The organism is Pseudoalteromonas sp. L1, assembly GCF_021728095.1.
Taxonomy (GTDB): domain Bacteria; phylum Pseudomonadota; class Gammaproteobacteria; order Enterobacterales; family Alteromonadaceae; genus Pseudoalteromonas.
This window is the reverse complement of record NZ_JAKKCT010000007.1, coordinates 1-24,593: the sequence shown is the minus strand read 5'-3', so window position 1 is coordinate 24,593 and position 24,593 is coordinate 1. Positions and strand designations below refer to the sequence as shown.

At 38.9% G+C, this 24,593-nt stretch carries 21 protein-coding genes and 1 rRNA gene; 18 read left to right on the top strand and 4 right to left on the bottom strand.

All coding sequences use genetic code 11. From position 1 onward, the window contains the following. Positions 1-50 precede the first annotated feature (50 nt). From L3V38_RS17705 to L3V38_RS17645, 13 genes are all read left to right on the top strand, one after another. The gene (locus L3V38_RS17705; RefSeq protein ID WP_193988048.1) at positions 51-245 is read left to right on the top strand and encodes a hypothetical protein; all 195 of its coding nucleotides are present in this window, start codon (positions 51-53) and stop codon (positions 243-245) included. Continuing rightward, positions 245-739 carry a hypothetical protein gene (locus tag L3V38_RS17700; RefSeq protein WP_237120187.1) on the top strand — a complete coding sequence of 165 codons (495 nt, stop codon included), beginning with the start codon at positions 245-247 and terminating at the stop codon, positions 737-739. The genes L3V38_RS17705 and L3V38_RS17700 overlap by 1 nt, the downstream gene beginning before the upstream one ends. 254 nt (positions 740-993) lie before the next feature. Next, positions 994-1,368, top strand: a complete 375-nt coding sequence (locus L3V38_RS17695) for a hypothetical protein (RefSeq protein WP_237120186.1) — start codon at positions 994-996, stop codon at positions 1,366-1,368. A 69-nt stretch (positions 1,369-1,437) separates the two neighbouring features. Further along, positions 1,438-1,620 (top strand): hypothetical protein, encoded by a 183-nt coding sequence (locus L3V38_RS17690; RefSeq protein WP_193988051.1) that lies wholly within the window; start codon positions 1,438-1,440, stop codon positions 1,618-1,620. A gap of 59 nt (positions 1,621-1,679) precedes the next feature. Continuing rightward, positions 1,680-2,714, top strand: coding sequence for a radical SAM protein (locus L3V38_RS17685; RefSeq protein ID WP_237120185.1), 1,035 nt, complete (start codon positions 1,680-1,682; stop codon positions 2,712-2,714). Between the two features lie 3 nt (positions 2,715-2,717). Continuing rightward, entirely contained in the window at positions 2,718-3,413 is a 696-nt protein-coding gene (locus L3V38_RS17680) for a hypothetical protein (RefSeq protein ID WP_237120184.1), read from the top strand. A gap of 10 nt (positions 3,414-3,423) precedes the next feature. Beyond that, a complete protein-coding gene (locus L3V38_RS17675; protein WP_237120183.1) occupies positions 3,424-5,538 on the top strand; it encodes a peptidase domain-containing ABC transporter in 2,115 nt (704 codons plus the stop codon). 32 nt (positions 5,539-5,570) lie between these two features. After that, on the top strand, positions 5,571-6,797 hold the full coding sequence (locus L3V38_RS17670) for an HlyD family efflux transporter periplasmic adaptor subunit (RefSeq protein ID WP_237120182.1): 1,227 nt from the start codon (positions 5,571-5,573) through the stop codon (positions 6,795-6,797). Between the two features lie 4 nt (positions 6,798-6,801). Next, positions 6,802-7,530 (top strand): ABC transporter ATP-binding protein, encoded by a 729-nt coding sequence (locus L3V38_RS17665; protein ID WP_130150862.1) that lies wholly within the window; start codon positions 6,802-6,804, stop codon positions 7,528-7,530. Continuing rightward, a complete protein-coding gene (locus L3V38_RS17660; protein ID WP_237120181.1) occupies positions 7,524-9,914 on the top strand; it encodes an ABC transporter permease in 2,391 nt (796 codons plus the stop codon). Before L3V38_RS17665 ends, L3V38_RS17660 begins: the two co-directional genes overlap by 7 nt. Beyond that, positions 9,907-12,279, top strand: a complete 2,373-nt coding sequence (locus tag L3V38_RS17655) for a prolyl oligopeptidase family serine peptidase (protein WP_237120180.1) — start codon at positions 9,907-9,909, stop codon at positions 12,277-12,279. Before L3V38_RS17660 ends, L3V38_RS17655 begins: the two co-directional genes overlap by 8 nt. A 224-nt stretch (positions 12,280-12,503) precedes the next feature. After that, positions 12,504-13,400, top strand: coding sequence for a pepsin/retropepsin-like aspartic protease family protein (locus L3V38_RS17650; protein WP_237120179.1), 897 nt, complete (start codon positions 12,504-12,506; stop codon positions 13,398-13,400). Between the two features lie 3 nt (positions 13,401-13,403). Beyond that, entirely contained in the window at positions 13,404-13,934 is a 531-nt protein-coding gene (locus L3V38_RS17645) for a sugar O-acetyltransferase (RefSeq protein WP_237120178.1), read from the top strand. 118 nt (positions 13,935-14,052) lie between these two features. On the opposite strand, the gene L3V38_RS17640 is transcribed toward L3V38_RS17645, so the two are convergent. The 3 genes from L3V38_RS17640 to L3V38_RS17630 are packed head-to-tail and all read right to left on the bottom strand — an operon-like array spanning position 14,053 to position 18,414. Next, the gene (locus L3V38_RS17640) at positions 14,053-16,449 is read right to left on the bottom strand and encodes an ABC transporter permease (RefSeq protein WP_237120177.1); all 2,397 of its coding nucleotides are present in this window, start codon (positions 16,447-16,449) and stop codon (positions 14,053-14,055) included. A gap of 1 nt (position 16,450) precedes the next feature. Next, complete coding sequence (locus tag L3V38_RS17635) at positions 16,451-17,152, bottom strand: ABC transporter ATP-binding protein (RefSeq protein ID WP_063528939.1); 702 nt, start codon at positions 17,150-17,152, stop codon at positions 16,451-16,453. Positions 17,153-17,163: 11 nt separating this feature from the next. Next, positions 17,164-18,414, bottom strand: coding sequence for an efflux RND transporter periplasmic adaptor subunit (locus L3V38_RS17630; protein ID WP_237120176.1), 1,251 nt, complete (start codon positions 18,412-18,414; stop codon positions 17,164-17,166). A gap of 230 nt (positions 18,415-18,644) precedes the next feature. On the opposite strand from L3V38_RS17630, the gene L3V38_RS17625 reads away from it, so the two are divergent. From L3V38_RS17625 to L3V38_RS17605, 5 genes are all read left to right on the top strand, one after another. Then, positions 18,645-20,048: a sigma-54 dependent transcriptional regulator gene (locus tag L3V38_RS17625; protein ID WP_237120175.1), complete on the top strand. Its 1,404-nt coding sequence runs from the start codon at positions 18,645-18,647 to the stop codon at positions 20,046-20,048. A 3-nt stretch (positions 20,049-20,051) separates the two neighbouring features. Continuing rightward, a complete protein-coding gene (locus L3V38_RS17620; protein ID WP_237120174.1) occupies positions 20,052-21,356 on the top strand; it encodes an ATP-binding protein in 1,305 nt (434 codons plus the stop codon). An 85-nt stretch (positions 21,357-21,441) separates the two neighbouring features. After that, entirely contained in the window at positions 21,442-21,981 is a 540-nt protein-coding gene (locus L3V38_RS17615) for a hypothetical protein (protein WP_237120173.1), read from the top strand. A 118-nt stretch (positions 21,982-22,099) separates the two neighbouring features. Then, positions 22,100-23,377: a LysM peptidoglycan-binding domain-containing protein gene (locus tag L3V38_RS17610; RefSeq protein ID WP_237120172.1), complete on the top strand. Its 1,278-nt coding sequence runs from the start codon at positions 22,100-22,102 to the stop codon at positions 23,375-23,377. Between the two features lie 336 nt (positions 23,378-23,713). Beyond that, positions 23,714-24,166: a hypothetical protein gene (locus tag L3V38_RS17605; protein WP_237120171.1), complete on the top strand. Its 453-nt coding sequence runs from the start codon at positions 23,714-23,716 to the stop codon at positions 24,164-24,166. 308 nt (positions 24,167-24,474) lie between these two features. Here the strand turns inward: L3V38_RS17605 and rrf are convergent. Beyond that, positions 24,475-24,589, bottom strand: a 5S ribosomal RNA gene (rrf, locus tag L3V38_RS17600). Positions 24,590-24,593: the final 4 nt, after the last annotated feature.

Below are 24,593 nucleotides of genomic sequence, written 5' to 3'. Positions count from 1 at the left end.
GCTTATTTTAGGTTTACCTTCAAGTCCGAAAAACTAATAAGACAAGTTAAATGAGAAACAATATGAAATCAGAAAAACACTCGGTAGCAGCTCGAAGAACAAATGATGGCTTTATTGAAATTACTAACCTCGAATTGCTTGACGCACTCGTCGGTGGTTATATCGACCCTGAAGAGGTCTATTGCCATGTAAGTGATAATCAGGAGCAACACACCTCCTTCTCAGATTCCGAGGGCATTAGCTAATGCCAGAAAATATCTCGACAAGCTACAAACCTCATTTAAAACGTTTAACCGAAAAGCGAGATTTAAAAGCTTTATATAATATTGAACAATGGTGTGAAAACATGTGCATTGCTTTTGATAGGGATGTAGCAGGTAAAGAGATAAAGTCTAACAGAACATTACTATGGCTAATCAATGCATATCCATTAGTTTTGGCCTACCAAGGAAAAACTAATGAAAGTGAGCTGTTTTTAAAGAGAGCAATCAACTTTTGGAGTGAATTATATAGCAATGACAAAGATAATCAAAATCTCGTAAACCTTATAGACCCTACAATAAACTTGCTCAGGCTCTATAAATTAACGAAAAGAAAAACCGAGTTTGACTCATTACTAAATAATATATCTCCTTTTTATGGAAACTCAAACGTTTTCTTAGGAGGAATAGCTGTAAAAAAGCAGCTCTGGGTGACAGGTGGGAGACTCTATGTCGTGCAACACTTGACGAATGCTTAAAAAATTACACTTTAAATTCCGATTTCGATAAAGTTATCTCACTTAAAAGTAAGATACCAGAGAAGTATATTAATCATGATATATACATTGAATCAAAAATAATATCACTAATTAACTTAAAAAAATTTGATGACGCTTTAAAAGTTTGCTTACAACAAATCGAAAAGTACACATGCATAAAAAATGGAATATATAGCTACCGACTTTATGAAATTTTTAAGTGCACAGGCAATGAAAACAAATCAAAAACAGTAATGAACCATCTTATATCTTGCTTAAAAAAAACAAAACTAGAATCGCTATTATCTTTAAACTTTGCTTCGCAAATTATTATAGAAAGCAAAGCACCATGCAATTCATCACTTGTCATAAATACACTAAGAGAATACAAAAAAATAGATGATGAATTTAATTATGGAATGACAGCTCTAAATGTTTATCGAAACAATCCATGCAGAGAAATAGAAAATGAAATTTTAAAAATATATGAAAAAACTGAGTACTTCATCTTAAAAGAAAAAATTTCAAAAAATTTAAAACCACTTGAAATAAAAAAAGATAGAAGTAGCAACAAAAAAATAGAAGAAAGATTAAATAAAATAATAAAACCCAGTAAATTTAACAGTTAAAAAAAACTAAAACACAGCCATAATTATAAAACCCATCAAGGGTTAATAAAATAAATTTAAGGAAAAAAAATGAGCAAGAAATTTGAAAATATTAAAGATGAAGAAATTAAACTTAATGAATTAGGTGAGGTTGAGTTAAGTGAAGAGCTAACTGACGCTGTAGCAGGCGGTTTCTCACCGGAAGAGGAAGATGAAGAAGGCAATGGTATCTGTGATATCAACCTTAGTTGCGGCGCTGAAAAAGAGCTTTAATCACGTTGTCGCAGACTTGCTTTTAGGAAGTCTGCGCCATTAACTTAGCGGGGTATAAAATGACAGATTCAGAAAATAAAATAAAAGGGTTTTCTAAAAAGCAGCTATTGAACAGTCTTAGTAATGAAAAGTTTCAACTTATTATCTTTCCAACTGAACAATGCAACTTCCGATGCGTGTATTGTTATGAAGATTTTGAAATTGGCAAAATGCCTCGTTGGCTAGTTGATGCAACTAAAGTTCTTATCAAAAATAAAATGCCTAAATTAAAGTACCTATCTTTAAGTTGGTTTGGTGGGGAGCCTTTACTAGCAAAAGACATTTTATTTGAAATTTCTGAATACGCACAGTCATTAGCAAAAGAAAATGGCTGCAAAGTATATGGAAATCTGACTACAAATGGTTCTCTTCTCGATATAAAAACACTCACAAAACTTGTGGAGTTAAAACAAAATAGCTTTCAAATCTCTATTGACGGTGACAAAGAGTCACACGACACAACTCGATTAACACGTAACGGAAGAGGCAGTTTTGATAAAATATGGGGTCGCTTATTAGCAGCATCAGCAACTGATCTTGATTTTCATATAACTCTCAGAGTACATATTACAGACTTAAACCATGAAAGTGTTTTAGCTTTTTGTGAACGCTATGATGAAGAGTTAAAAAATGATAGTAGATTCCAGTTATTCTTTAAAGAAATATCTAACTTAGGGGGTGATAATCAAGAAAAAATAAACCGCCTAATATCAAAAAAATCAGCCAAGCAATTAGCTCAAGAACTAACAGAACGCTATTCAGGCAATAGCAAAAAAATAAATGAACGCGGTCATTACATCTGTTATGCCGGAAAGCCAAATTCTTTAGGAATTAGAGCAAATGGTAATATCAATAAGTGTACCGTAGCTTTAGATGATGACAGAAACAATATTGGCAAGATTAACCCTGACGGCACTCTCACTTTAAATAATGAAAAATTTAGCACCTGGATAAAAGGCTTTACGACTCTTGATAGCTGGCAAATGGGATGCCCGCTTAGTTATATGAACAGCAACACTGTTGTTGGTGACATTCCAATAAAGAAAGTTAGCTAACTCATGTCTATTGTTAATATGTTTAGAAAGGAAGCTCTTAGGAACCAATATAAATCAAGTGATATTGGCAAGTCGCTTATAAAGCAACCTAAAGTGATAAATAACTCTATATTATTTCTTATCTTCATATTTATTGCTTTCTTCCTTTTAATAAAAATAATCTCGATCCCATCAAGTAAGAGTCTTGCGATTAAGATATCTGCTGAAAATTATACACCTCTAATTTATAGTGAAGTTGCCATTATAAAAAGTTACTTATCTAAAAATGGTGGGCATGTAAGAAAAGACCAGGCTTTAATCTCTATCTCTAAACTAAATAATAAAAGCAATTTAGAAAGTGATGTTATCCGCTCTCCCAGTGACGGTTTTTTCTTTCACTCTAAAATTGATAAAAATATAACTCAGCCATACAAGCCTCTTGGTTATCTTTTGACACCACCAGCCGATGGTGAATTATCTTTTTGGGTATCAAACACCAAGAAAATCAATTTAAATGTAAATGATAAAGCAACTCTACATATTAACGATGAAAAAATAACAGCGACAGTCACTATGGTTATTAATGGAATATCAAGTGAAAAAGAACAAAAAGTTCATTTGAAAATTAAAGAAAATGATATACAAAAATTATCACCTAACGCTGAAATAAAAATAGTACTTAACAAGCAAGATGAAAAGATTATAAATTTAATTAAATAGTGAAAACTAAATGCGACTCACCGATTATATAGACTTCAAATCATCTAAATTGCCTACTTTTTTACAAAGTGAAGTAGCTGAATGTGGGATTACTTGCCTTGCAATGATCGCATTTTATCATGGCTACAAAGTTAATATGCTTGCCATGCGACAGCGCTATCCGGTAGGAACACAAGGCATTACCGTTAAACATATTTTAAAAATAGCTGATGATATTGGCTTGTCTGGGCGTGTACTAAAACTAGAGCTTGGACAGCTATCAAAACTAAAAGGGCCAGCAATCCTTCATTGGAACTTTAATCATTTTGTAACCTTAGCGTCGGTCAGTAGAACGGGGATCGTTATTCATGATCCTGCCAAAGGGAAAGTTAAACTTGATTGGAAACAAGTTTCTGAAGCTTTCACTGGTATTGCAATAGAGTTAACTCCTTCATCGACATTTACGGTTGCAGATGAAAGAGTAAAAATGCCACTTAGAACGTTTATAGGTAATATTGATGGGTTAGGCTCATCGCTGTTTAAAATTTTCGTTATTGCATTGATATTGCAATGCTTTTTACTCATATCCCCATACTATATAAGAATCGTCATTGACCATGGTATTCCACTTTCAGATAGCGGTGTGTTGGTCTGGCTACTGGCTGCATTTTTAGCAATCACACTATTAACTACGTTTAGTAATATTATTCGCTCAGCGGCAATATTATACCTAGATAAGAACTTAGGTTTTCAGGTAAAGGCTAATATACAACGCCACTTACTACATTTACCTCTATCATTCTTTGAGTCTCGCCATGTTGGAGATATCAAATCAAGATTCGAGGCCTTTAATGAAGTTCAGCGTATGATTAGCCGAGGCTTTATTGCCGCGATTGTCGAAGGCCTTCTTGGTATTACGACTTTAATCATAATGTATACCTATTCACCTACCCTTGCCTTGATATCACTTATATTTTTATCTATCACGTTAATGGTAAGGCTTTACTTAACAAAAAAAGAAAATAAACACTTAGAACAAGTTTTAGCGAAACAAGCAAAAGAAAATAGCCACTTTCTCGAAACAATTCGAGCGATAATGCCCATAAAGTGCTACGTCAAAGAAAGTACACGATTATCATCGTGGCTTAACTTATTTGCCGATACAACCAATGAAAATATTAAGCGAGAGAAAATATCTATTTCGGCTGAAATAAGCCAAGAATTAATAAGTAAAGTAGAGTATTTAACCGTTATATTTTTTGGTGCGACATTAATCATAAACAATGCATTTACGATTGGTATGTTCATTGCCTTCTTAGCCTATCGTCAACAATTTTCAAGCAGCACTCAAACCTTAGTTGACCATATATTTCGATTTAAGTTGGCATCCACTTACCTTCGAAGAATGTCAGATATCGTCATGCAAAGCCAAGAACAAGAGAGTAATTCATTGGTCGTTGCAAAAGAGCAAACTAAGGGACATATCGAAGTACGCGATTTACATTTTAGATATTCTCCTTCATCTCCTTGGTTATTTAGAGGTATCAACTTTGAAATAAATGCTGGAGAGTCTGTCGCTATTATTGGCCGCTCAGGATTAGGCAAATCAACCTTACTTAAGCTAATGACAGGCCTAATTAAAGCCGAGCAAGGTGATTATTTATTAGATGGACACTCAATCAATATGCTAGGGATGCGAAACTTTCGATCTATGTGCGCCACGGTTATGCAAAATGATCAATTACTGAATGGCTCTTTAATTGAAAATATCTCCTTTTTTGAACCCAAGCCAGATATCAATCAAGTGATTGAAGCTACAAAAGGCGCAGCAATTTGGCAAGAGATTCAAGCCATGCCAATGGGGCTGCATACACAGGTGGGCGACTTAGGCAGTTCATTGTCTGGCGGTCAAAAACAACGCTTACTTTTAGCTAGGGCCCTTTACAGCCAACCTATTGTTTTATTTTTAGATGAAGCAACGAGTCACTTAGATGCTGCTACAGAATTAAAAGTGAATCAGCATTTAAAATCAAAAAGAATAACCAGAATTAGTGTCGCCCACAGGCAAGAAACGATAAAAGCAGCAGACAGAGTCATAGACTTAGAAAAGTTAATTAATGGTCAAGCCCTGTCAGAGGTGATCTAACTAAAGGTTGCTCATAAGCAAAGGAAAAAATAATGAAACTCACATCTAAACTTGTTTATCAGGGGTTAATTGGTTTGTCAGCCATTATGCTTTTATCTGGTTGGCGGTTAGGGTTTGCAGATAATGCAGAAGTAATCTCACTTGAGTCTGTAACGATGGCAAAAGTAGAACGAGGTGACTTTTCTATTAAGGTTGAAGGTTATGGCTCGCTACAATCAATTAATAAAAGACTACTCACAGCCACCAGCAATGCGGTTGTCGACGAAATAAAGCTAAAAGCAGGTGCTGTTGTAGAGCCTGATACAGTGATTCTGACATTAAACAACCCTGAGCTTGAGAGTAAGCTGCGCTTAGCTTTAGCGAAGCTCAAAAATGCAAAGACACAGAAACGTCAAACTTTGTTAGTGCAACAACGAGAGCTGTTAAACAATGAATCAAGTATCTCTGAGTTAAAAGCACAAGCAGAAATTGCCATGCTCCAAGTAGAAGCCGAACGCTCTTTAGCTAAATCAGGAATTGTCTCTGGGATTAGTGCTAAAAAAAACGAATTGGAAGCGAAGCAGTTACTCAAACGTATCAGCCTCGAAGAATCAAAATTAGACAAGCTCACTGAAATGCAAAAAGAAGCACTTTCGATTCAAGATGATCTTATTTCTCAAGCTGAAGATGAGTTCAACGTCGCAAAACTTATGGTCGAGCAATTATCTGTAAAAGCAGGAATGAAAGGGGTCATACAGCGTCTTCCTCTCAGTTTAGGGCAAAGTGTAACAGCAGGCTCTGAGCTTGCGCTCATTGGCAGCCTCTCGCCATTAGTTGGGGAAATAAAAGTTCCGCAAATTCAAGCGCACTTAATTCAAATGGGCATGAAAGCCGACATTACAACACTCAATGAGCAAGTGCATGGACGAGTCGTTCGTGTTGACCCTGTGATCAATGATGGTGCTGTACAGGTTGATATTGAACTTGAAGCAATTGAGCACGGCAGCATGAAACCGATGCAACAGGTTGATGCAACCATCTACGCCGACGTGCAAAAAGATATGAATTACATAAAGCAACCCAGTGATGCTAAAGAAGGTGGTTATGGTTCACTATTCAAGCTAACGAGTGATAACAAGGCTGTTAGAGTTGATGTGCAATATGGCAAAACATCAGGACAGTTAATTCAGGTGTTATCAGGCTTAGAGCCTGGCGAGCAAGTTATTATTTCCACCTTAGACATTCCTGCTGAAACAAAAGTTATAAAAATAGAGAGCTAGAAGTATGAACACTGAAATTTTAAGGGTTAATAACTTAACTAAATCCTTTACCAATGGCGATCAGGTCAGTCAAATTTTAAAAGGAATTAGCTTCACTGTTTATGATGGCGAATTTATTTCTATTTCAGGCCCATCAGGGTGCGGAAAATCAACACTACTGAATATTATGGGATTACTCGACACCCCACAAAGCGGTGAATATTACATCGACGGCTTACTGGTTTCTGATATGGACTCAACGCAACGCTCTAAAGTTCGTGGAAATAGAATCGGCTTTGTATTTCAATCTTTTAATCTGATAGATGAAATGACCGTCTTAGAAAATGTAGCACTGCCTTTAAAATACAGAGGGGATTCGCTTTCAACGCGCCATGCACGTGCTTTAGATTGCTTAGAAAAAGTAGGCCTTGCAGATAAAGCTGATTTATACCCTAACCAAATATCAGGGGGTCAACAGCAACGCGTTTCCATTGCTCGCGCTTTAGCTGGTGATTCAGGAATTATGCTTGTCGATGAGCCAACAGGTAACTTAGATTCTAAAAACGGTGATGCCATCATGGCATTGATCAAAGACCTTAATCAGCAAGGCACAACAATCGTTTTAGTCACCCATGACCCGCGTTATGCCAACATGGCATCTCGTAATATTCAATTAAAAGATGGCTCTGTAATAGCTGAAAATGATGATATCAATACGCCAATAGAGGCAAATCGAGTTGCTCAGCCATGTTAAAAGTAGCCTACAATACCTTCAAACGTGCTAAACAGTACTATTTAACAACCGTATTTACATTAGCGCTTACTCTTTGCATGGTACTAAGTGCATTTAGCTTAGTGGATTTAGTCTTTTTCTCCCCCTTGCCTTATCAACAAAGTGATAATTTATATTTACTAGAAGGCACCGTAAACTCAAAAAGCTACTCAGGCCCTGCTAGTAATTCAAAAGTAATAAGTTATATAGAGAGTGAAAATACGCTCTTTACTGACATGGCTACCTACCATAAGTGGACCAGTTATAAATTATTAGACAGGCCAACTAGACCCGCTGTAGACGTTATTCTTGCATCTAATAACTTGTTTGATCTGCTTGGTGTAAAACCTGAACTTGGCAGATTATTTAATAAGACCGAGGCGCTCGGCAGTAAGCACATGTCTGTCGTTTTAGGCTATAGGGCATGGCAAGAACTTTTCCAAGGGCGAGGTGATATTATTGGTCAAAAAATACAGTTAAATCAACGCCGATTCACTATAGTTGGTGTAGCTCCAGATGATCTTGTTTTGCCCCACTACAAAAATATAAACGATGCAATATGGTTACCTATTGATGTCGATGAGGTATTTGATCCCAAAACAGCAAATGGATTTATGGGTGCATACAAAAGTATTGTTAGATTAAAAAATACAGTATCAGAATCTGCAATCACACAACAGTTATCAGACCTATCACTGAAAGGCGCTCAGCTCCATGCTCCTAATATTCTGAAGGACTTTACTGTTAACGCACGTATCACGATATTTAGTGACGCATTAAAAGGTGATAGCGGAAAAATAGTACTCATGCTGCTTTTAGGTGTTTGTTTGTTATTACTCATCGCACTTATCAACCTCTCTAGTATGCAACTTGCAAAAGCCATTACTCGTATAAAACCAATTGCTATTAGCTTTGCATTTGGGGCAAGTACAAAACAGCTCATTGTTGAAACACTAAAACACAACTTACTACTGATTAGCATTGCAGTCATACTGGCATTAACGCTCACCCAAATAGGGTTTATCGTTATTCAAAACTTAGCCGAAAATTCTATACAGCGACTAGATACTCTTTCGTTAAGTATTAATACGCTCCTGTTTTCAGCATTTTTGATTATTACTATTGCAGCACTCTATTCATTTATAGAATTAAGTGTCGTAAAAGAAAAAAACTTAATAAGTAGCTTACAAAGTAGCGGTAAAGGCACAGGAAAACAAATGAGCGCAGCGACCAGTCATTTATTGGTTGGCTTACAGATTTTGTTCTCATTTTTAGTATTAACCGCAGCAAGTCACGTCGTGTTAGTAACACTCTCTGAAGCGCTCAGAGATAATGGCATAAACTCTCAGGGTAAATACTCACTTACAATAAATTACAGTAATATCGATAAGCCAAGTGAACGAATCAACCTTCATAAAGCCATTACGCAACAGTTATTAAACCTCGATAACGTGAGCAGTTTAGCACTATCATCAGAGCAACGCTTACCCGATACGGTTAATGTTAACCAAATATATGATGAATCTGGCCAGTATATTGCCCAAGCGCGTAATAGCTTAGTTTCCAACAATTATTTTGCAGAATTAGATCTTAAAGTAACAGGCAAGGGCTTTAGCAAAGGTGATGAAAAACTTAAAAACCCGCCCATTATTGTTAATCAACGCCTTGCGGATATGTTGGATAAAAACACACAGAATGTACTGAACAGTAAAGTCAGCTTTGACAGCAAAACGTTTTATTCTATCGTAGGCGTAGTCAGTAATACCTACGTACCAGGAAGGCCTGAAAGTGAAAACTTTGAAGTGTTCACACCCAAAGATTACCCAGGCTGGAGTCAATATACCTACCTTCTAACAATGAAAGATTCCGCATCAACATCGCAAATTCAGCAACTGATCTACGGGATTGATAAACGCCTAGATATACATACATTAGCGTCATTAACCACTCAATTTGATGACCAACGACAGCGTCATTTAAACGCTGCTTGGCTCGCTATTGTACTTGCATCAACATCATTACTCATGGTCTGCATAGGCATCAATGGCATTGTTAACTACTTAATTAAAGTACGCAGATATAGCTTGGGCGTTAAGCTCTCAATGGGCGCGGATAACCTAAGATTATTAAAAGAAAGTTTACTTGAGCTTATGCAACCCATAACGATGAGCTTGGTGCTCGCTTTTTCATTAGCATTTTTAATTATTGGTTATTGCTTTTCACTACCCAACGTCACCTTAACTATAAACTGGTGGTTAACATTATCTATCTGGCTTGGGCTGTTAGTTATGGCGCTTATCACAAGCTTTTTCCCCATCAGTAAAACACTAAGACAAGATCCAATAAAGGCATTACGCAATGAATAGATTTCTTATATTTATAGTATTGCTCTTATCTTTCGCGATACACGCAAACACAGATGAGAATAAACCCCAATGGGAAAGTTATATAGATTCCACAACACAAGAGAATGTATCACTATCACCTAATGGGAAACAGGCTCTATTTTTACATCAGATACGCTATCCATCGATTCACTATGTATCACAAGCACGCGTGCAATTAGCGGGCTTGGATTTTTATAGCAATCTATATAGCCGATTTGACACACCTTTATATAGCCATACAACACTTTTTGATATCAGCAATAGAACGAGCATAGACCTAACCCCTGATAACGGCGTCATTATCGACTATAACTGGTCTCCTGACGTTAAAAAAATTGCTTATTTAATTCAAAATGACAACACAATTAATTTATGGGTGTATGACGTTGAAACTCAGGTTTTCAAACGCCTTTCTCAGGCCAATTTATCAGCGACATTAGGTGGCAGACACCTCAGATGGCTACCTAATAGCACAGCACTAATCGTTAAAAAAAGAAATACTAAAGTACACTCACCCATTAACGAATTAAAACAACCAAACTCTCTCTCATCTGAGCGACAAGTAGAGCAAGGGCGAACATATCAAAGCCTTCTAAAAAATAACAAACTTAAAGAGCAATTTAAAACTCTAGCACTTTCAAGCTTAGTTAAAATCGATTTAAAAGGTAATGTGACCTCTCTAACTGATAACATGCTATTTGATGATTTCTCTTTGTCTCCTGACGGAGAGTATGTGTTGTCGTCAACTCTACCCAAAGAGCTCTCCTCCTTTTTACCATACAAAAAGTGGGGCAGAGACTATCAAATTACTAACTTAAAAACCCACCACCAGCTAAATGTCTTACCCTCTTTAAATAACAAGGTTAACTTAAAGAAAGCCAAAGATAGCGTCCCTAATGGTGCAAGATTAGTAAAATGGCTTCCCTCTGAAGGCTCAACTCTCACTTGGACCGAAGCAATTGATAATGGTGATATGTCAGTAGATAAAAAATATCATGACAATACATATAAACTTGCCAGCCCGTTCAATCAAAACAAACAACTCATCCATCAGGCTAAGTGGAGAGTACATAATATTATATGGGGGAAGTCAGGTGCCGGAGTCGCTCAAGAATGGCTTTATGCTAGCAAACAAGCAAAAGCTTCTTTAATTAGTGCAAATACCTCAGCAAGTGTCTTAATTGAACAACGAGACTATAGAGATAAATTTAATGACTTTGGCGATCCGCAAACCCTGAGACTACCTGAAGGGTATGAAGTGCTTGTTGAAGATGATTCAAATCTTTTCTTTTTATCTAATGGCCTTAGCGAAGAGGGCATCAGGCCCACTATAAAGACACTAAACAAAACCAATAACACACGAAAAGAGTACTTTATCAGCAGTGAAGAAAGCATTGAACTCCCTTTAAGAGTTGCAAATAATACGCTTATTATACAAACACAAAATGTACAAACAGCTCCTCAATATTTTGCAATTTCAAGCACTGATATGAATGAGCGAATCCCCTTATTAACGAACAAAAATAAGCAATATTTTGACAAGCCTCCTACATTTATAAATTATAAAAGAAGTGATGGGTTAAATTTAAGTGGTACGCTACATTTACCGAGTAACTACGATAAAGCACAAGGCAAAATACCTGCAGTCCTATGGATCTATCCGGATGAATTTAATAATAAAAAACTAAGCCAACAAAATACTGTAAAAACAAATATATTTAGGCAATTTGATCCATTAAGCCCTTTGGTTTTTCTTCATGACGGCATCGCAGTTTTTGAGTCACCATCCATGCCAATCACTGCATTTGACGGTCAAGAACCCAATGATGACTTTATCAATCAAATAAATCTTAATGCACAAGCAGCTATCAATGCACTCGAAGGTACAGGGTTGATTGATATCGACTCTTTAGCTGTCATGGGTCATTCATATGGCGCATTTACCGTAGCAAACTTGCTCGCACATACTGACTTTTTTAAAGCTGGTATTGCTCGAAGCGGTGCTTATAACAGAACATTAACGCCTTTTGGTTTTCAAGGTGAAAAGCGTACTCTATGGCAAGCAAAAGAGACCTATATTGACTTATCACCAATCATGTTCGCAGATAAAATTGATGCGCCATTGCTACTTATTCACGGTGAAAATGATCAAAATTCAGGGACTTACCCCCTACAATCAACAAGAATGTATCAAGCGCTAATTGCGAATAAAAAAACAACCCAGCTCATTATGCTCCCCTATGAAGGCCACTCTTATAGAGCGAAAGAAAACTTAACATATTTACTTAAAGAGCAATCAGCTTGGCTTAATAAGTGGTTAAAATCATCCCGAGCACAATTATGACGTAATACCATATGCTCTTTAGTAACCGCTATAGAGCATAAAATGCATTATTCTTATATGATCTCCTAAATTATTTACACTCAAAGTCCCTATACCATTTCACTTGTCATCATTGCGACACAAGGCTAGCCGTAACTGAGTCAACTTTGGGCTTGCATGGGTATCTGAATTACTTCACTATAAATAGCTTAAGCTATAAAAAACAATAAATTAAAGGATTAATAATGAAGTTACTTATTACACTGTGCTTAACTGTTTTAAGTTTTTGTAGCCACGCGGCGGTCACGCCTTGGCTGGATTTTCACTTAGAAAATGGTCACATCAAAGTGCCTGCAACGGTATCTGGTATACCGAGTAAAATTTTATTGGATACAGGCGCACAAATGAATGGCATTAATCCTCACTTTATTAACAAAAATAAGCTTAAGCTAAATAAAGGAAGCAAAACGCGAATTAAAGGCGTATATGGCACTGAAGATAAAACAACTTACCATAATGTGCCTATCAATTTTTTTGGTATGAACACTGAAGTTGATGATGCGGTAGAAATCAACCTTGGCTTTCATGATAACGCACTCCTATTTGGTGCCGGCTTCTTTCGCCAATTTGTTATACAACTGGATTACCCAAATCAAAAAATGCGTCTTATTACCCATGACTCAGTCAATTTAAATGACACCGAAAACATTAAAATGCTAAAACAAAGAGGCTCAGGTATGCCTATTGTAGAAGTGATGTTAAGTAATGAAAAATCAATATGGTTGGTGCTCGACACGGGTAACAATGGCGGTATGGTTGTTAAACGAAGTGTCGCTCAAAGCATGGGGTGGCTTGATGAGATAGAGCGCGAATCGGGAATAAGCACAGGCGTGAATACAAGTGGTATGACTGAAAGCTTTCGTATCCCATGGCTAAAATTTGGCCCTTTTGAAATGGAAAATGTACTGGTGAGTATCCCTGCAAAAGGGGAATCTGCGAATCTTGAATCTCAATATAAAACAACGGGTACACATATAAGAGGAAAAAAAGTACAAGGCTTGATAGGCTACGATGTTCTCAAACATTTTTTAATCACTATTGACTATAAAAGTGGTCATGCACATATTGGGTTACCTGAATAAACGATGAGCATTTCATTTAACAGCCTAGAAAAGTCACTTATAGAACAACGAAAAAACACCCATGAAATTTGTCGTTTATTTGCCAAAAGCCCAAGTAAAGGCAATTTAAAACGATTAAAAGATACGTTTGCTCAGTGTGGTGAACAGGTTGTTATTGAAGCGGGTTTTCATTGTGATTATGGCAGTGGTATTAAAATAGGTGATCGCACCTTCATAAACATTAACTGTACCATGCTCGATGCGCCGTTATCTGATGCACAAATTACGATAGGCGATGACTGCTTATTAGGCCCAAATGTGCAAATACTCGCGGTATCGCATGCAGTAAACCCAACCGAGCGTTTAGCAAAAGCTAATTTTGCAGCGCCGATTAGCATTGGTAACAATGTATGGATTGGTGCAGGCGCTATTATACTTGCAGGTATTAAAGTTGCTGATAATGCCGTGATTGGCGCAGGGGCAATAGTTACCAAAGATGTCGCGGCAAATACCCTAGTAGCAGGTAACCCCGCGGTGAAGGTTAAAGACCTTTAGCTCTCATACCAACGCGCTAAAGCATGCCCTACGTAGGCGACAACCATCCTCAATAAGCATTTAAAACTAAAAAAGCCCAGCTGTATTGCTGGGCTTATAGTTGAGAGTTAGTTAACTGTTATTCATATCGCAAGATAAGCGATGGTCTGGTGCTTGCGGCCTTAAAGGCTAAGCTTGCAACGGTAACCCAGGTAATCGCGGCCACCGCGACGGCGGCAACTAAATACACCCATACAGCTTGTTCAATGCGGTCATTAAAGTTCGCTAACCAATCACCTACCAACAAGTAAGTCACTGGATACGCAATAGCAATACTGAGCGCCACCAGCACTAAGAACTCTTTAGCAATGATATTGACGATACTGATGCGTGATGCACCTAGCACTTTTCGAACGGCCACTTCTTTTTGACGACGCACTGTTGCAAACGAAGCCAAACCAAAGGTACCTAAACAAGTTAAGAACACAGCAAGACCGGTAAAGATTAAAACTACATTCGAAATTCGCTCATCACCTTTTAACAGAGTTTTGTAGTTGTCTGCGAGTAAGTTAATTTTTGGCTCATAGATATTGGCTGTGCTTGCTAATACTTCAGCGATCTGAGCTTTAATGTTAGGCAAGTTTTGCTGATCAATCGTTAAAATTAGTTCTGATACTGGTGATAAAAAGTTAAAGCCACATAAGAACATAATATTTGAGTTGGCATCTTTAGCATTACCTACCTTTACATCCTCAACCACACCCACAACACGCATATCTACGCCGCGACCTGAGTCTTTAATTACCTTACCGATAATGTCACTCATGTTAGTGTAACCCGCTTGCCTTGCGACAGATTCAGTCACAATGGTGCCCGTACTTGTTACTCCATTTTCACGGCTTGCCCAATCACCAGCAAACTCACGACTAAAGTCACGACCAGCAACGAGTTTTAATCCTAGCGTTTTTACAACATCGTAACTTGCACCTACAACAGGCGTTAAGCTGCCAGACGCTTCACCATTTGGCCACGTTGGCATAAGTGTATTATTGATTGAAACGGTTAAACGGGTATCAATAACTGTTGTTTGCTGTACGCCTTGAATTGCACTAATACGGTTAACTAAGGCATTTTTTTCTTTCGTGAATACTTCGCCTACTGGTAGCTCTGAAATAACCAATCTTTGTGTCGTTTCATAGCCTAAAGGTAAGCTTTGTAAGTAAGTTAATTGCTTTAACAAGGTAATAGAGGCAATAATTAAACCTATTGCTAGTGAAGCCTGTAAGGTTAGTAAGCTCTTACGAACCCATATTGCAGTATTACCTCGTTGTAAGTCTCCACTTAAAACGCGTTTTGCACTGAATGACGAAATAAAGAATGCAGGATAAAGCCCAGCTAATATGCCCACAGCAATTGCGACCACAATAATGGCAATGCCAAATTCAGAAGCATAATTCACGACCAATTCGCGGTCTACTAGTTGGTTAAAGCTTGGTAAAAATAGTTCCACTAAAGCACATGCAATCACCATTGAAAGCATTGATACCAATACAGATTCAGATAAAAACTGTGTTACTAATTGGCCTTTACTTGCGCCAAGCGCTTTACGCACACCCACTTCTTTTGCACGTTTAGTCGATTGAGCGACGGTCATATTGATAAAGTTAAAACCTGCAATAAGAATAAGTAACACACTTAAACCAACACAGATCATCACCACTTGTTTAGCACCACCCGCTTTCATCTCAAACGGTGATTTAGCCGTTAAGTGCAAATCAAGTAATGGATGCAGCTCTAATCTAACTTGCTCCAGCATCGAACCGCTAAAAAAGCGCTCTGTTAAGGTTTTAGCTAATGCATCTGTATCGGTGCCCTCTGCTAAACGCATATAAACATAACTACTGTTGATGTTTATATCGCTTGGATCATGCTTAACATAAACAAGGTTTTTAAAGGCAAAGTGAGTGTTATCTGCTAAGTCTGCAAACACAGCACGCACTGTGTACTGTCCTTGTTCATGCGTAAGTGTTTCCCCAATCACATCGGTGCGACCAAAAATGCGCAGTGCTTCTGACTCACTTAAAGCGAGGCTGTCTGGTGTACTCATTGCTGTTGTTAAGTCACCCGCAATCGTCTCCATAGCAATGAAATTTTCAATATTTGCAGTAGCACCATATAAGGCATTTAACTTATAGCCTTGATTGCGGTAACTCACATCCACCATGGCTTCACGGGTCAGCTCGACCATAGTTAATCCGAATACTTCTTCAACTTGGCTATAATCTTCGGCCTGCTTTGACTGCACATAATTAAAAATAGGCACCACAGATAAACCGAGTTTTGAGAAGTCTTGGCCAACGCGATAAACACGCTCAGCATGAGGCTGTTGGCTATCGTACGAAAGCTCATTTTTTGCAAACAAAGCAACTAGAATTGCCGCAGCTAAGCCCACACTTAAACCCAGAACATTTAAAATAAAATGCTGTTTTTGGTTTTTAAACGCACGCAGCGCGGTGATCAAATAACTTAAAATCATGTTATGCCACCTCTGCTGTTTGTTGAACACGGTTAGCTTTATCAACCATCACTTGGCCATCAAGTAAGCGCACTAAACGGTCAGCATAATTGCCTTCTTTTTCTGAGTGGGTAACCACAATTACCGTGGTACCTTCGCGATTTAGCTCACGCAGCATCGCCATGACTTCATCACCATTTTTTGAATCAAGGTTACCCGTAGGCTCATCCGCTAAAATAAGTTTTGGGTTGATCACAAGTGCTCTGGCTACTGCTACACGTTGCTGCTGACCACCCGATAGCTGCTGCGGTAAGTGATCTGCTCTATGGTCGATTGCAACACGTTTTAAGATTGCGTCTACTCGCTGCTTACGTTCACTTTTTGAGATGTTTTGATACTGTAATGGCAGCTCAACGTTTTCAAATACTGTTAATTCATCAATTAAGTTAAAGCTTTGAAAAACAAAACCAATCGACGCTTTTCTAAGTGTCGCTAATTGCTTTTCACCAAACCCTGCGATGTCTTCACCTAAAAATTCAAAACTGCCTGCCGATGGCGAATCCAACATACCTAAAATAGAGAGTAATGTTGATTTACCACAGCCAGATGGCCCCATAATGGCAAGAAACTCGCCTTCGTTTACATGTAAGTTAATGTTATTAAGTGCTGTTGTTTCAACATCTTGAGTACGGAATACGCGTGATAAGTTAGTTAATTTAATCATTGTTATTATCCTTAAAATTGTAGTTGTTGTGCTTTATCAAAGTTGCTGTAGCTAGAGGTGATCACGCGATCTCCGGCGCTTAGGCCACTTAACACTTCATAATAGTTTTGATTCTTTTTGCCAAGACGAATGTCTTTTCGTACTGCACGATTGCCATCTTTTTCCATGACATAAACCCAGTTACCTCCTGAGCTGGTGAAAAATGCGCCGCGCTCAAGTAATAAAGCAGTACCTTTGCTATCACCTAGCATCAGCTGCACATCAAGACTTTGTCCGCGTTTTATGTTGCTCGTGCCGTTTGGTAAATCGACTTCAACCTGAAACTGTGATTGCTGAACACGACTATCAATTTTGCTAACTGTTGCCGCAATTTCGCCTTGCTCGTGTTCAATAAGCACTTGCATACCTGTTTGAACTTGGCTTAGGTAAAACTCATCTAGTCGCACAACTAGCTTGTATTCATTAGGAATATCAATTTGCCCTAGGCGAGCACCACGGCTTTTTGATTCACCAATTTCAACATCAAGCTCACTTAAATAGCCATCGGCAGGTGCTGTTACGAGTAGGTTTTCAAGGTTCTTACGCGCAAACTGTAGGTTTTTCTCTAGCATGTCGGCACTGTCTTTTAACTGAGCTACCTGAACTTCACGAATGCTGTTTTCTTGCTTTTGACGCTCAAGGGTTAGTTCTTTACGCGCTTTGTAATACGCTAAATCTTCTTGAATCTCAGATAATTGCTCTTGTGCTAACACACCGGTTTTCACTAGCGGCTGAGTCTGTTTTAAGCGACGCGATAAATGCGTAATTTTAAGATCGATTTCAAGCAAATCACGGCGTAAGTTTAAACGGCTGGTTTCCATATTCATTTGCGTGTTACGTAAAAAGTTAAGCTGCTCAGTCACCTGTGCTTCACGGCTCATTACATCAAGCTGCAAATTGGTATTGCTTAAACGCACAAGTGGTTGGCCTTTTTTAACAAACTCACCTTGTTCAACAAGTCGCTCTTCGACTTGGCCTCCGGCAATGGTGTCGAGGTAAATAGTCGTGCGAGGCATAACCTGACCACGAAGACTTAAAGCATCAACAAATTCACCTTGTTGTACTGTGCTAATCGTTAAGCTTGTCGCGGTTACTTGCTGACTACGACCTGTTTGCTCAGTTTGTGTGAAACCATAAGCTGCTGCAACAGCTAAACATGCTGCTGCAATTACTGATTTTTTAAAAAATGCTTTGTTATTTGAGCGTGTAATTTTCTTATCCATGTTGACGCCTTTAAGTTATCTAGGTGCTAATTACCTATAGATAAAACAACTCTTGTGCCAACTTTTATTTTCATTAAGTTACAATAGCTTATATAAAAACCAATAAAAGTGCATATAATCAAGTGTCCGCTTATAGAACACTTCGAAAATCATATATCGTCCATAAATGGACACTGTTCCTCTTTTCAATTAGTCTTAGTGTTCTTAAAAAGGAATAATAATAAACAGCTATGAAACAAGCAGGATCAATTCTTATCGTCGATGATAACGCCGACGTACTTATCGCCGCACGACTACTTCTAAAACAACATTATCAGGTTGTAAAAACCACAGATAATCCCTTTGATATCGAAGGTATCATTAGCGCACAGCATGAGGCGGATCAGGCCATAGATGTTGTGTTACTCGATATGAACTTCACGCAAGACTCAATTAGTGGCAAAGAAGGGTTCTACTGGCTAAAAAAAATAATGAGCCAAGACGCTAACATTGCGGTACTGCTTATGACGGCCTATAGCGATATTCAGCTAGCTGTAGAAGCAATTAAAGCAGGTGCCTCTGACTTTATTGCCAAGCCTTGGCAGAATGAGCAATTACTCGGTGCTGTAGCGGCGGCATTTTCACACGCTAAAGACAAGCAGCAAGTTGGTAAGCTCACAAAACAAAAGCAAGCCTTGCAGCAATCCATTGGCAATCAACCATTTGAGTTTTTAGGCCAAAGCGATGCAATGCAGCAGGTTTTTTCGGTTATCGACAAAGCAGCCAACACGGATGCCAACATATTGATTAGTGGCGAAAGTGGCACAGGTAAAGAACTCACAGCACATGCAATCCACAATGCTAGCCAGCGCCAAAACCAGCCCTTCATAAGCCTAGACATGGGCTCACTGGCCGAAAGCCTGTTTGAAAGCGAACTATTTGGCCATAAAAAAGGGGCGTTTACTGGCGCGAAAGAAGATCGCATTGGCCGATTCGAACTTGCCCATGGTGGTAGTTTATTTTTAGATGAACTAGGTAACTTACCGCTTAACCAACAAGTTAAACTGCTTGCAGCACTACAAAACAGGCAAATAACACCGGTTGGTGGCTCTAAAGTCATCGATATTGATATTCGTTTGATCTGTGCAACCAATGAAAACCTCGAACAAGCAGTTACTGAAGGTAAATTTAGGCAAGACTTACTGTATCGTGTTAATACCGTAGAGATCCGTTTGCCAGCTCTGCGTGAGCGCATTGAAGACATTCCATTACTGTGTAACTACTACTTGCAGCACTTTGCTCATAAATACAAACGTGAGCTCTCGATTGCGGCATCTGATATGACACGTTTAAGTCAGTATCATTGGCCAGGCAATGTCCGTGAACTTGCACATGCAATTGAGCGAGCAGTCATCCTATCAGAAGGCTCAGAGCTCGATATTAGCTCAGTGATAAGCTCACCCAGTACCACTGTTAGCACAAATGAGCTCCCTACAAGCGCCACAGACTACGACACTTTTGATCTTGAAATCATCGAACAGAGAACCGTTCGTGCCGCTTTAAAGCATTTTCAAGGGAACGTGAGTCATGCAGCAAAAGCGCTCGGCCTAACACGCGGAGCCATGTATCGTCGTTTAGAAAAATACGGACTTTAATCGATGCGAAATTTCATTAGCTTAGCCAGCCTATTAGCTGCATTAATAGGTTTATCAATTACTTTGTTTTGGCAAGTAGAGCAAAGCGGGTTTTCTGCAATTTCGGCACTTTTAGTAATTTTAAATTTGGTATGTGCCGCGCAAATTTTTAATTTATTTAAACGCCAAACAAGGCGTGCAGATATTGTTTTTCGCGCTTTAGCGAATGGAGACAGCACATTAGGCTTTGGCGACCAACACCCTATGCAGCAGCAATTTGAGCAGGTTAAACAACAAATTCAGGCTGCGCGTTTTAATGCAGAGCAACAAGCCCAGTTCTTACAAGCGCTATTAATTCATATCGATTTAGCAGTATTAGTATGTGACGAACAAGGCACTATTATTGAAAGCAATCCGGCGGTCAGCCGTTTACTTGGACAAGCTGTAAAGCACATCGATGATTTAGGTGTAATAGCAAACCTTGTCCAAGGCGCTAAACAAAATAGCCGTAATACCGTGCCATGGCAAAATGGTGAGCAGCACGATACGTTATCTGTGCAGATCAGTATTGCCGAAATCCAAGGTAAAGTTCGTAAAGTGATCAGTTTGCAATCGATTCATGATCAGCTGCAATTAAAAGAGCAACAAGCTTATAAGCGCCTTACCAAAGTACTAACCCATGAAATTGCTAATTCGATTACGCCACTCTCTTCATTAGCACAAACTTGTACGGCACTGCTGCCAACTGAGCTTAGTTTTGATGATCAGGAAGATAAACAAGACTTGCAACTCGCCCTAACAACACTCGCATCACGAACCGAGCATTTAGGGGAATTTATAGCGCAATTTAAAAAGGTTAGTAGCTTACCCGCCCCACACTTACAACCACATATTCTGGCAGATCTTGCCAAGCAAGTTGTCGCTCTACACTCACAACAGGCTAAACAACTTAATATTACGTTGAATTTATCGGTGCAAAGCCAGCAGTTAGTAATGATAGATAGAGGCCAAGTTGAACAAGTAATAATAAACCTACTTAAAAATGCCCTTGATGTACTAAAGCAGTTAAATAATCCAGAGTCAGCAAAGTGCATTGAGGTAAACATTGCGCAAAATGCTAATCAGCAACTGTATTTAGAGGTCAGCGACAATGGAACTGGCATTAGCGATCATGTGATCGAGATGATTTTTGTGCCATTTTTTACTACCAAGCAACAAGGCTCAGGAATAGGCTTAAGTTTATCGCGCCAAATCATGCTCAATCATGGTGGCGATTTGGTATATATCAAACGCCAACAAGGAGCCTGCTTTCGCTGTGTGTTCGGTTAACTTACATCGTTAGAACAATTACTTACAATTTGCTAAGGCGCTGTTTGGTATCATCTACCCATTAAAGTTTAATGGATTAACTAATATGAAACCTACCCTCTTGGCGCTCTTCGCATCACTTGCCTTTGTTCCTGCTACAAGCTTTGCTGGCATTTATGACAGCCCAGATATGAACTTGTTTGTTAAATCAGAGCATAATAGTACTGATTCAATCACCTCAGCCGGCATCGAATTTATGACTAAAGCTAACCGCAGCAATTTCGGCGCAGCATTTACAACTGCATTAGGCTCAGCTGAAGTGTTCACTAAAAAAGGTGATCGGGAAACATTTCTAACCTTAGACACAGGCATAAAATTTGGCTATTTCAGTGATTTTTTTGCCTATGGCGAAGTGGGCATAGATTTAATAGAGCTTGCTGTTTACGACGACCGAGATGACCATGATTACAGCGACCGCTTTGATGACGACCACAATAATATTGATGGCTATGTGGGGGTTGGCTTGGGAGTGGATTCAAAGCCGTTCAGAATAGAGATCTATGCTAGAGCCCGAGAAATAGACAGCCGCTATTGGGAAGCACAAAACCATGGCTACGTTGGGTTACAAGTTAGTATTTCGTTTTAATTTCAATTGGGTGAGTAAGTTAGCGAGCTGTTAATCTAATGGTCATATTTAACTCACCTTATGTTAAGCTTAGGCGCTTTAGTTTACCCGCACCTAAGTTAATGGAGTATTTTAATACGTGTTTTTAAATCGATTTTTAGGCCTTGTTGTTGTTTCTCTCATTGTAACAGGCTGTCAGACTGCCCCTGAGTCTCTTCCCGAAAAGAAGCCTACCATCAAAGCCAATCCAGGTACTGTGGTTGCAAACACTAAAACAGCACAAGTAGACGCGGTTACACCGCTAAAACCGAGTGAACTTGATGACGTATGGCAGCGTATTCGCATTCAATTGCAGTTTAGCGATTCAAGCCACCCAGATGTGCAAAAACGCATAGCTTGGTACCTTACTCATCCGAACTACATGGAAGAAATAAGCCGCCGTGCAGCGCCGTATTTGTATCATATCGTTACAGAAGTAGAAAACCGTGACTTACCAATAGAACTCGCCCTGATGCCACTTATAGAGAGTGATTTTGATGCCAGTGCCTATTCACATAAACATGCTTCAGGTTTGTGGCAGTTAACACCCTCTCTTGCTAAATATTTCAAAGTAAAAATTACCCCTTGGTATGATGGTCGCCAAGATGTAATTGACAGCACCCGTGCAGCCCTCGATTTTATGGAATACCTTTATAAACGCTTTGATGGTAATTGGTATCATGCCATTGCTGCCTACAACATTGGTGAAGGACGAGTGCTACAAGCTATTGCTCGTAATAAAAAGCAAGGTAAATCGACTGATTTCTTTAGCTTGAAACTGCCATCACAAACTAAACACTACGTGCCTAAGTTACTGGCCGCAGCACAATTATTAAAGCATCAAAAAATGGTATTTCCTGCCATTAAAAATGAGCAGGCTATTGCGACCTTACCCGTGACAGGTGCTGTGATCTTGGCAGATAAAGCAAAGTGGCAAGAGCTTGAAGAGCTAAACCATGGTGTTATCCGTTACCCTGCTGTAATTGATGCGCCGCATATTGTGGTCCCGAAAGAGCAGCAAGCACATTATCAAACCCTATTAGCTAACCAAAAGAGTAATGACTTTAGCCAGTGGCAACATTACACAGTCAAACGCGGTGATAGCTTAAGTGTGATCGCAAAGAACCATAAAGTAACCGTTAGCCAACTCAAAGCTTTCAATAACTTAAAAACAAATACGATTCGTATAGGCCAAAAGCTTATATTACCGCAACTAGCTGATCAACAAATCGAATACAAAGTGAAATCTGGCGACAGCCTTTGGAAGATAGCTAAACAATACAAGGTCAGTATCACTAAGCTTAAACAATGGAATAACCTTTCAAGAGATAGCTTAAAAGTTGGTGAAAAGCTCACCGTATTTATTTCAAACAGCTAATAGCTCAAACAGGGAGAAATACTCCCTGTTTCTTTTTGTATGCAATTTAATCTGCATGTTTTATAGTCTATAAAAAACAACAAATACAAGACTATGGACAATCAAAAGCAGGATATCATTAAATCAAATAATAACTCAGATATAGTATCCACAAATTTGAGCGCACAACCAAGCAACACAAATAAGTCCGAAGTTTGGTTGACCAACGAGCGGCTAAACCTTTTTCTCGCATTGTGCGCTATTATAATTTCAGCAGCCTCCTTTTATGCCACTTACTTACAAGCCAACGCCGCAGAACGGCAAGTAAAAGCCGCAACCTGGCCGTGGATAGAAGTTATGACTGGGAACTTTGATGAGGAAAAAAATTCGCAAGAAATCACTTTTTACATTAAAAATTCAGGCTCAGGCCCAGCCATTATTAAATACGTTAAATTCTTCCATGATGAAAAATCGTATAGCAATGTATTCAAATTAATAGAAGACTGCTGCTTTGATATTTATGCTTATGAAGCACAGTTAAATGAACTGCAAAAAGAGTCAACTGACATCAATTTCTTTGAAACATTTGGTTGGTTATACACCGGCGTTAGTAATAACCGATTATTAGCCTCAGGCGCTGAACTTAATCTTTTTGGTTTTAAGAAAACAGGTTTCAATACAACTCAGTGGGACAAGGTGAATAAGCAACGCAGGAGTATTAAAACCGAGATCTGTTATTGCTCGTTGTTAGAACAATGCTACTTAAGCGACGGCCGCGGCGATGTGAGAGAAATACAGCAGTGTGAGTGACAACGAGCTATCAGCTTTCAGCGCGGTGAAGGTGTTTGATGCTGTGCCTTCCTCTGCCGGAGGCTCTAGGCAAAGTGTACTTGTAGGAATGGCTTTAGCCATGAATGTGTTTGTTTAATTTATTCGGCACTGAAGTGCCTCCTACGGGGGGTTGCTGAGGGTGACTCTATTACCAAATTCCCCCGTAGTTCAACTGTTCTCTAATATCTGACGTCTGATATCTCTGTGTTTCAGCTGATGTCTGAAAGCTGTCAGCTCCAAACGCAAAAAAGCCCGACTCTTTCGAATCGGGCTTTCTTTAATTAGGAGCCTGGCGATGTCCTACTTTCACATGGCAAATGCCACACTATCATCGGCGCTGTTTCGTTTCACTACTGAGTTCGGCATGGGGTCAGGTGGGTCCAAAACGCTATTGTCACCAAGCGTA

Bases quoted from the DNA above. Each gene is read 5' to 3' on its own strand.
- L3V38_RS17705 (WP_193988048.1), top strand. From the start codon at position 51: ATGAGAAACAATATGAAATCAGAAAAACACTCGGTAGCAGCTCGAAGA.
- L3V38_RS17700 (WP_237120187.1), top strand. From the start codon at position 245: ATGCCAGAAAATATCTCGACAAGCTACAAACCTCATTTAAAACGTTTA.
- L3V38_RS17695 (WP_237120186.1), top strand. From the start codon at position 994: ATGAACCATCTTATATCTTGCTTAAAAAAAACAAAACTAGAATCGCTA.
- L3V38_RS17690 (WP_193988051.1), top strand. From the start codon at position 1,438: ATGAGCAAGAAATTTGAAAATATTAAAGATGAAGAAATTAAACTTAAT.
- L3V38_RS17685 (WP_237120185.1), top strand. From the start codon at position 1,680: ATGACAGATTCAGAAAATAAAATAAAAGGGTTTTCTAAAAAGCAGCTA.
- L3V38_RS17680 (WP_237120184.1), top strand. From the start codon at position 2,718: ATGTCTATTGTTAATATGTTTAGAAAGGAAGCTCTTAGGAACCAATAT.
- L3V38_RS17675 (WP_237120183.1), top strand. From the start codon at position 3,424: ATGCGACTCACCGATTATATAGACTTCAAATCATCTAAATTGCCTACT.
- L3V38_RS17670 (WP_237120182.1), top strand. From the start codon at position 5,571: ATGAAACTCACATCTAAACTTGTTTATCAGGGGTTAATTGGTTTGTCA.
- L3V38_RS17665 (WP_130150862.1), top strand. From the start codon at position 6,802: ATGAACACTGAAATTTTAAGGGTTAATAACTTAACTAAATCCTTTACC.
- L3V38_RS17660 (WP_237120181.1), top strand. From the start codon at position 7,524: ATGTTAAAAGTAGCCTACAATACCTTCAAACGTGCTAAACAGTACTAT.
- L3V38_RS17655 (WP_237120180.1), top strand. From the start codon at position 9,907: ATGAATAGATTTCTTATATTTATAGTATTGCTCTTATCTTTCGCGATA.
- L3V38_RS17650 (WP_237120179.1), top strand. From the start codon at position 12,504: ATGAAGTTACTTATTACACTGTGCTTAACTGTTTTAAGTTTTTGTAGC.
- L3V38_RS17645 (WP_237120178.1), top strand. From the start codon at position 13,404: ATGAGCATTTCATTTAACAGCCTAGAAAAGTCACTTATAGAACAACGA.
- L3V38_RS17640 (WP_237120177.1), bottom strand. From the start codon at position 16,449: ATGATTTTAAGTTATTTGATCACCGCGCTGCGTGCGTTTAAAAACCAA.
- L3V38_RS17635 (WP_063528939.1), bottom strand. From the start codon at position 17,152: ATGATTAAATTAACTAACTTATCACGCGTATTCCGTACTCAAGATGTT.
- L3V38_RS17630 (WP_237120176.1), bottom strand. From the start codon at position 18,414: ATGGATAAGAAAATTACACGCTCAAATAACAAAGCATTTTTTAAAAAA.
- L3V38_RS17625 (WP_237120175.1), top strand. From the start codon at position 18,645: ATGAAACAAGCAGGATCAATTCTTATCGTCGATGATAACGCCGACGTA.
- L3V38_RS17620 (WP_237120174.1), top strand. From the start codon at position 20,052: ATGCGAAATTTCATTAGCTTAGCCAGCCTATTAGCTGCATTAATAGGT.
- L3V38_RS17615 (WP_237120173.1), top strand. From the start codon at position 21,442: ATGAAACCTACCCTCTTGGCGCTCTTCGCATCACTTGCCTTTGTTCCT.
- L3V38_RS17605 (WP_237120171.1), top strand. From the start codon at position 23,714: ATGACTGGGAACTTTGATGAGGAAAAAAATTCGCAAGAAATCACTTTT.